Genomic DNA, 8,568 nt, shown 5'->3' with positions numbered 1-8,568 from the left:
ATCTCGTGCTCGACCCGGGCGTCCACCGCCGAGGTGGCGTCGTCCAGGATCAGCAGCCGGGGGTCGGTGAGCAGGGCGCGGGCCAGGGCGACGCGCTGCCGCTGGCCGCCGGACAGCGTCAGGCCCTGCTCGCCGACCTTGGTGTCGTAGCCCTCGGGAAGCGCCGAGATGAAGTCGTCGGCCTGGGCGGCGCGGGCCGCGGCACGCACCTGTGCGTCGGTGGCCTCCGGGTGGCCGTACGCGATGTTGTCGCGTACGGAGTCGGAGAACAGGAAGCTGCTCTCGGGGACCAGCCCGATGGCGCCGCGCAGCGACGCAAGGGTCAGCTCGCGTACGTCGTGGCCGCCGATCAGGACGCGGCCCGCGGTGGCGTCGTAGAAGCGGGGCAGCAGCAGCGAGACGGTGGATTTGCCGCTGCCGGACGTGCCGACCACGGCGACGGTCTCGCCGGCCTCGATGCGCAGCGAGAACGCGTCGAGAACGGGGCGGGCGGCGCCTGCCGCCGCGGGCTCCCCGTCGGCACTGTCGTCACCGCGGTGCGGCGGGGCGTAGGCGAAGGTCACCCGGTCGAATTCGACGGTTGCGGGGGCGTCGGCGGGCAGCGCGTGGGCGAAAGCCCGCTCCTGGAGGGCCGGCTCGGTGTCGATCAGCTCGTAGACCCGCTCCACGCCGGCCCGCGCCTGCTGGCCGACGGTCAGCATCATCGCCAGCATCCGGACGGGTCCGACCAGCTGCGCGAGGTAGGTGGAGAAGGCGACGAAGGTGCCGAGGGTGACGTGTCCCTGGGTGGCCATCCAGCCGCCGAGGGCCAGCATCGCGACCTGGCCGAGCGCGGGGACGGCCTGCAGCGCGGGGGTGTAGCGGGCGTTGAGCCGGACCGTGCGCAGCCGTCCGGCGAACAGCCGGCGGCTGACCTCACGCAGCTTGCCGGTCTCCTGCTCCTCCTGCCCGAAACCCTTGACGACCCGCACGCCGGTGACCGCACCGTCCACGACACCGGCCACCGCGGCGGCCTGCCCCTGGGCGTACCAGGTGGCGGGGAACAGCCGGGTGCGGCTGCGCCGGGCGATGAACCACAGGGCCGGGGCGGCGGCCAGCGCGACGACGGTGAGCAGCGGGGACAGCAACACCATCACGACCAGCGAGATCACGAACAGCAGGACGTTCCCGATCATCATCGGGACCATGAACAGCAGGCTCTGGATCAGCTGGAGGTCGCTGGTGGCGCGGCCGACGACCTGGCCGGTGCTCAGCTCGTCCTGCCGCCGCCCGTCGAGCCGGGCGATCGCGGCGAACATCCGGATCCGCAGGTCGTGCTGGGCGTCCAGGGCGAGCCGGCCGCCGTAGAAGCGGCGTATGTACGTCAGGACGTAGACCACGACCGCGGCGACGACCAGCACGCCGGCCCAGGGGCCGAGCGGGCGCTCATGCCGGATGATGACGTCATCGATGATCAGCCGCGGTACGAGCGGGACCAGGGCCAGCACCGCCATGCCGGCGAGCGAGGCGCCCAGCGCGAGCAGCACGTCCTTCTTGTACTGCCAGCAGTCGCGGCTCAGCCGCCGCGCCCAGCCCTCTCGTGCCCTGTCCGTCCCCGCCACCCGGTGCCTCCCGCGCCTCGACACTTACCGCATGGCCACCAACACCGCCGGCGGCGGATTTCATCCCGCCGTGACATTTTCCGGCGGACGCGGGCCGGGCGTGCGCCGGTACGAGCAGCGACGCGGGCCGGGCGCGCGCCGGAGCGGGAGCAGCGCGACGGCCCCGCCCCGCGGGTGCGGGGCGGGGCCGTCGCCGGGTGCGGCGCAGCGGGCTACTTCAGGCGCTGCACGCTCAGCTCGGTGATCCCCGGATGCGGCTTGGGCTTGCCGCCCGCCGCCGGGGTCCGGTCGCCCTCGACCGTGACCCGTACGTACCGCGCCGTGGTCCGGCCCGAGTATCCGGTGCCCGACCAGTGCTTTCCGTCCCGGGAGACCTGGACGTTGTACGACTTGGGTCGGGTCGCGGTCCAGTGCGGGGTGATCTGGCCGATGAGGGTGGGCCGGCCGAGGTCGACGGTGAGGGTGCCGGTGGCGGCGTTGGGCACCCATGCGGTGGTGGCGTTGCCGTCCACCGCGGCGCCCGCGTACATGCCGGGCTCCTCCGAGGTCGCCGTGGCCGGGGTGCAACGGGCCGCGTTCGACGTCGCCGTCTGGTCCGGGCGGCGGGTCTTCAGGACGGCCGGCACGCCCCGGCTGACGATCTTGTCGCCCTCGGGCGTCTCGATCTTCATCGGTGCCCCGGCGGTCAGCCGCACCGTGGTCTGGTGCGCGCCGATCTCGATGTCATAGGTCCGGCCCTGCCAGTGCAGCCCGCGCAGGGTGACGCCCTGGGACAGCTGCGGCGGCAGCATCGGGTCGAGGCGCACCGCGTTCTCCCGCAGCCGCAGCCCGGTCAGTCCGTTGGTGAAGGTCTGCAGGAAGCCGCCCTTGCCGGTGAGGAAGTCCTGGGCGGGCTTGCCGGCGTGCGGGTCGGTGGCGCCGGCCTTGTTGCCGCGCGCCTCGGAGAACTCGTTGAACGGCCCGCGGACGAACGGCCTGATGGACCGCTGGAGGTAGGTGTAGGTCGCGCAGCCGGGCTTGCCGATGGCGGCCGCGTCGATGGCGTGCACCGAGTCCGTCATGGCCGGGCCGTCCGGGTCGGTGCGCGCGGCGTAGAAGTCCAGCGTGCGGGCCGCCCGCGCCTTCGACATCGGCCATTCCAGCGGGTACATCAGCAGCACCGTGTCGGCCTGCTTGATGGTCGTGCCCTTGTACCCGGCGTACTGCTCGAAGACCTTCTTCTTCGCGTCGTAGGGGATCCGCAGCTTGTCGGCGATGGTCTTCCAGGAGGCCGGTGCCTTCTCGCCGAGGATCGCGGCGACGCGGGTGGCGTTCCGCAGGGCGGTGGCGGCGCCGGCGTTGGTGAAGACCCCGTCGTTGACGCCGTTGCTGTACTCGTCGGGCCCGGCAACGTTCTTGATCGAGTAGCTGCCGTCGGCGTTACGGGTGACGCGGGACGCCCAGAATTCGGCGATGCCCTTGACGACCGGCCAGCCGCGGGACTTCAGCCAGGAGGTGTCCTTGGTGGCGAGGTAGTACTGCCAGGCGGCCAGGGAGATGTCGCCCATGAGGTGGTTCTGGGTCTTGCAGTGCGGCGGGTCCCAGCTGTGGCACTCGTTCCACAGGTTGCCCTTGCTGCCGCTGGTCCAGGGGTAGAACAGCCCGTCGTAGCCGAGCTTCTTGGCGTTGGCGCGCGCGCCGGCGCGGGTCTTGTAGCGGTAGTCGACGATGGACCGGGCGAGCGTCGGGTGGGTGGCGAGCAGGCCCGGGTACATCCAGGTCTCGGCGTCCCAGAAGACCTCACCGGCGTAGTTGTCGCTGGTCAGGCCGGCGGGGCCGATGCTGTTGTCGCTGCCGGCGCGGGTGGAGGAGAGCAGTCCGTACTGCGCCGAGCGCACCCAGGACTGCATCTCACGCTGTCCCTTGACCTCGATGTCGCTGCGCCACAGCCGCTGCCAGGCGGCCGAGTGCCGGGCGAACAGGGCGTCCCAGCCGCGGTCCGCGGCCCGGCGCGAGGCGGCGTCGGCGGCGGCCCGCGGTGAGCGGGAGGTGAGCGCGGTGTCCACGCCGACGTACTTGGTCAGCTCGTAGGAGCGGCCGCTGCGCACCGGGAAGGACACCCGCTGGCGGTTACTCAGCTTGTCCTTCTGCGGCTCCCGGCGGGGCTGCTGTGCCTGTACGCCGGGCCCGGTCCGCAGGGTGGAGGCCACCGCACCGTCGGTCTTCGTCCCGTCCGTGCGGAACCCGACGTCCATGGTGCGGCCGTTCTGCCCGCCGCCGGCGGTGGACGGCGCCATGCGGCGGGCGCCCCGGCCGTCGAGGCCGTCGGTGACGCTGGCCGCGCCGCTCCAGTGGGGCGTCATCCGCAGCCGGACCGCGCCGGTGTGCGCGTCGTTGCGGTCGGCGAGCACGTCGTAGACCAGGTCGGTGCGGCGCCCGTCGGCGGCCGTCCAGGTCAGCGAGGTACGGACGAAGCCGCAGCGCAGCGAGAGGGTCTGGCGGTAGTTCGAGATCCGGCCGGGTGCGGTGGCCGAGGAGAAGGTGTCCTTGCCGGTGCCGACGTCGAGCGTGGACCAGGTGGGTATCGCGGCGATGGCCTGCCGGCCCTGCACGTTCTTGGGGCCCTTGGCGTACAGCCCGGACACGAACGAGCCGTCGTATTCGGGCGTCTTCAGCGGCCAGCCGGTCGTGCCGCCGGGCGCGGCGTAGCCGGTGCCGTTGGGCGGGACCCGCGTACCGAGGTACCCGTTGCCGACGTAGGCGTGGTAGCTGTCCTTGGGGTCGATCTTGGTGGAGGTGGCGGTCCAGCCGTCGCTGCCGTCGCCGCCGAGACAGGGTCCCTGGGCGCCCTCGGCCGCGCCGCCGGCGGGCGGGCCCCCCGCGGGCACCCGGGCGGGCGCGGCGGCCGAGGCCGATATGGGCGCGAGGACCGCGACCAGGGCCCCCGCGAGCAGCGGGGCGACCAGCTTGCGCGAACGGTGGGCAGACCGTCGCCGCGGTGTCTCCTCGCGCGGCGGCCGGTCGACGGGGTGCTGTGCCGAATGATCCATGGTTCTCCGTTGTGACGTGCGCGTCCGTACCGCGTCGTCCCCTGCGGAACGGACATCACCGTGAACATCATCAGGCCCCCGCCTGCACGGCACCCTAGGGCGTATCCGCCGTTCGGGTCCCGCGATTCCCGCACTCGGTCACCTCTCGTTCGTTCCGAGGACCCCGATGGGTCAGCGAGCCCGCTGATGGGGCTACACTTTTAGACTGACCAGTCAGATCAAAGGGGAGGGGTGTTCGTGAACACCACCCGCCAGGGGGCGGCGGTCAACGCCCGAGGAATAGGTGTGGAGGGCCCACGGGGGTGGGCGTTCCAGGGCATCGACATCACCGCGGAGCCGGGCGCGCTGATCGCCGTCCAGGGCTCCTCCGGCTCCGGCCGTACCTGCCTGCTGCTGGCCCTCACCGGCCGGATGCGGATCACCGCGGGCGAGGCGACGGTCGCCGGACTCCCGCTCCCCAAGCGCATGGGCACGGTGCGCAGCCGTACCGCCATCGCCCACGTACCCGGCGTCGTCGAACTCGAACCGGCCCTCACGGTCGGCGAACACCTCAAGGAGCAGGCCCTGTTGGGCCACCGCTTCCAGGGTCTGGGCGCCTCGCTCCCCTGGGGCCGGCGCCAGAAGCAGGCCACCCGGGCCCGGATCGACGCCGCCCTCGCGGCCGTCCGGCTCGACCCCGGCACCCTCGTCAAGGGCCTGGGGACGGCCGTCCGGGATCTGGAGCGGATCGAGGCGCTGCGGCTCTCCGTCGCCCTCGGGATCATGCACGGCCCGCAGCTGCTGGCCGTCGACGATGTCGACCTCAAGCTGTCGGCGGAGGAACGCACCGAGGCCTGGCAGCTGCTGCGGGACCTGGCCCGGGCCGGCACCACCGTCGTGGCCGCCGGCGGCGGGGCCCCCGCGGACGCCCTGATCGTGCGCACCACGCCCGCACCGCCGGCCGAGGCCGAGGCCGCAGTAGAGGCCGAGTCCGAGCCCGAGGCCAAGGCCGAAGCCGAGGCGGCGCCCGCCGACGCGGCACCCGCCGACGCGGCACCCGCCGACGGGGTGCCTGCCGACGGTTCCGGGACCGCGGACCGCACCCACCCCCGCACCGACGACGACAACGAGGAGGAGACAGCGCATGCGCTCGCCGAGACTGGCCGCTCTTGAGCTCAGGCGGTTCAGCAGGGGAAAGCTTCCCCGGCTGGGTCTGGTGGCCCTGACGCTGATCCCCCTGCTGTACGGAGCGCTGTATCTGTGCTCCTTCTGGGACCCCTACAGCCGCTTGGACAAGATCCCGGTCGCCCTCGTCAACGACGACCGCGGCGCCACCGCCGACGGCAAGAAGATCACCGCGGGCGACGACCTGGCCGACAAGGTCAAGGACAGCAAGACCTTCCACTGGGAGGAGGTCAGCGCCGCGGACGCCGCCAAGGGCGTCGAGAACGGCACGTACTACCTCTCGCTGACCGTCCCGCAGGACTTCAGCAAGCGGATCGCCTCCAGCTCGGGTGACGACCCGCAGACCGGCGCGCTCAAGGTCCGTACGAACGACGCCAACAACTACGTCGTCGGCTCGATCTCGAAGTCGGTCTTCTCCGAGATCCGGGCCAAGACCTCGGCGAGCTCGTCGCGCGCCATGCTCGACAAGATCTTCATCTCGTTCTCGGACCTGCACGACCAGACCGCCAAGGCGGCGGACGGGGCCGGGAAGGTCGACAAGGGCGTCGGCTCGGCCAAGAAGGGCTCCGGCGACCTCGCGGACGGCCTCGGCAAGCTCAACGAGGGCGCCGGCAAGGTCAGTCAGGGCGCCGGTGACCTGAGCAGGGGCGCCTCATCGGCCGTCGCCAAGGCCCATGAGCTCAGCGCGGGCGCGGGCAAGGTCGCGGACGGCACCCAGCAGCTCGCCGACAAGGTCCACGGCATCGCCAAGAAGGACCTGCCCTACCTGCGCGAGCACGGCAAGGAGATCGGTGCGGGCGCGCAGTTCGTCGCCGACGCCACCGAGACCCTCGACGACGTCCTCGACACCCTGCCGAGCGACTCCGCCAAGGCCGCCACGCAGGCCCGCAAGAACGCCGACAACGCCGCGGAGATCTACCAGGACCGCTGCGGCGGGCTGCTGGACACCGACCCCGACTGCGCGAAGCTGAAGGCGCTCGCGGACGGCAGCAAGGTGGCCGCCGACGCGGCGGAGAAGGTCCACGACGCCGTCGCCGGGGCGGACTTCGGGCCGCTGCGCAGCAAGCTGCGCGAGGTGCACCAGGGCGCGGTGATGGTCGCCGAGCAGGCACCGGGCATCGGGCAGCGCGCGGACAACGCGATCCGTCAGATCAACGCGCTCAACGCCGGCGCCCACAAGGTCTCGCAGGGCGCGGGGCTGTTCGCCGACGGCATCGGCACCCTCGCCGACGGCGCGGGCAAGGTCGCCGACGGCGCCGGCAAGGTCCACAGCGGCGTCGGCACCGCCAAGAACGGCGCCACCAAGCTCACCGGCGGTCTCTTCAAGCTCAAGGACGGCACCAACCAGCTGGCCGACGGCCTGCACAGCGGCGTCGCCAAGATCCCGGACTACAACAAGAAGGACCGCGACGCCCGCACCGAGGTGATGGCCGACCCGGTCGAGCTGGCCGCCAAGTCGATGCACAAGGCGCCCAACTACGGCACCGGCCTGGCGCCGTACTTCATCCCGCTCTCCCTGTGGGTCGGCGCGATGGTCGCGTTCATGCTGCTCCCGGCGCTGGGCAAGCGGGCCCTGGCCGCGGGCGCCCCGGGCTGGCGGATCACCCTCGGCTCCTGGCTGCCGGCCTACGCCGTCGGCGTCGTCCAGGTACTGGCCCTGATGGCCGTCCTGCACTGGGGCCTCGGCCTGCAGATGGCCCGCTCGGCCGGCACCGTCGGCTTCCTGCTGCTGGCCACGGCCTGCTTCACCGCCATCATCCAGCTGTTGGGCGCGTTCTTCGGGCCGGCCGGCCGGGTGCTGACCCTGATCGTGCTGATGCTCCAGCTGACCTCGGCGGGCGGCACCTACCCGGTGCAGACCAGCCCCGGCTTCTTCGCCGCCATCCACCCGTTCCTGCCGATGAGTTACGTGGTCGACGGCCTGCGCCGGCTGATCACCGGCGGTGACCTCGGCATCGTCTGGCAGGGCTGCGGCGTCCTGGTGGCCTTCACCCTCGGCGCGCTGGCCCTGACCGCCCTCGCGGCGCGCAGCCGGCAGGTCGTACGGATGAAGGACCTGCACCCGGAACTGAGCCTGTGAGTGTGCTCGCGAGCCCCCGGGACGGTGCCGGCGACGGCGCCGCCCCGGGGGCCGACCCCGCTCCGCGGCGTGCCTCGACGCGCCGCCGGCTCTTCGACGCCGCCGTCGTCCTCATCGCGGAACAGGGCTTCTCGGCCACCACCGTCGACGAGATCGCCGACCGCGCCGGCGTCGCCAAGGGCACCGTCTACTACAACTTCGCCAGCAAGAACGTCCTCTACGAGGAGCTGCTGCGGGACGGCATGGACCTGCTCTCCGGCTCGCTGCGCCGGGCCGCCGACGCCACGGTGGCCGCCGGCGGCACCCGGGTCGACGCCCTGGACGCCATGATCCGGGCCGGCCTGGACTTCATCGCCGGCTCCCCCGCCCTGATGCAGCTCTACGTCGCCGAACTGTGGCGCACCAACCGCACCTGGCGCGCCACCCTCACCTCCGTCCGCGGCCGGGCCCTGACCGTCGTCGAGTCCGTCCTGCGGGACGCCGTGGCCGCCGGCGAGCTCTCCGCGGAACTCGACATCTCCCTCACCGCCTCCGCCCTCCTCGGCATGGTCCTGGTGGCCGCCCTCGACTGGCAGTCCTTCCAGCCGGACCGCTCCGTCGAGGACGTCCACGCGGCGCTGTCCCGACTGCTGCACGGGCGGGTGGGAACCGGGCCGGGCGGGTGCTAGAGCCGTCCCCGGGGCCCCGGCCCCGG

The 8,568-nt window shown here is 72.6% G+C and carries 5 protein-coding genes; 3 read left to right on the top strand and 2 right to left on the bottom strand.

The genetic code is table 11. The features are described 5' to 3' along the window. Both EST92_RS29450 and EST92_RS29445 read right to left on the bottom strand, forming a co-directional pair. Window positions 1-1,601, bottom strand: a 1,601-nt coding sequence (locus EST92_RS29450; RefSeq protein WP_135789076.1) for an ABC transporter ATP-binding protein, incomplete at its 3' end; no start/stop codon positions are given. Between the two features lie 212 nt (window positions 1,602-1,813). After that, complete coding sequence (locus EST92_RS29445) at window positions 1,814-4,630, bottom strand: discoidin domain-containing protein (RefSeq protein WP_129283747.1); 2,817 nt, start codon at window positions 4,628-4,630, stop codon at window positions 1,814-1,816. Between the two features lie 237 nt (window positions 4,631-4,867). Here EST92_RS29445 and EST92_RS29440 point away from each other — a divergent pair, with 237 nt between their 5' ends. From EST92_RS29440 to EST92_RS29430, 3 genes are read left to right on the top strand one after another with little or no spacing between them, the layout of a single operon-like run. Beyond that, entirely contained in the window at window positions 4,868-5,782 is a 915-nt protein-coding gene (locus EST92_RS29440; protein ID WP_129283746.1) for an ATP-binding cassette domain-containing protein, read from the top strand. Beyond that, complete coding sequence (locus EST92_RS29435; RefSeq protein WP_129283745.1) at window positions 5,754-7,874, top strand: YhgE/Pip domain-containing protein; 2,121 nt, start codon at window positions 5,754-5,756, stop codon at window positions 7,872-7,874. The genes EST92_RS29440 and EST92_RS29435 overlap by 29 nt, the downstream gene beginning before the upstream one ends. Continuing rightward, window positions 7,871-8,542 (top strand): TetR family transcriptional regulator, encoded by a 672-nt coding sequence (locus EST92_RS29430; protein WP_129283744.1) that lies wholly within the window; start codon window positions 7,871-7,873, stop codon window positions 8,540-8,542. The genes EST92_RS29435 and EST92_RS29430 overlap by 4 nt, the downstream gene beginning before the upstream one ends. Window positions 8,543-8,568 lie beyond the last annotated feature (26 nt).

This window comes from Streptomyces sp. TM32, assembly GCF_004122755.1.
Taxonomy (GTDB): Bacteria; Actinomycetota; Actinomycetes; order Streptomycetales; family Streptomycetaceae; genus Streptomyces; species Streptomyces sioyaensis.
Note: the sequence above shows the minus strand (reverse complement) of the source record. Positions and strands in the feature narration are given on the sequence as shown.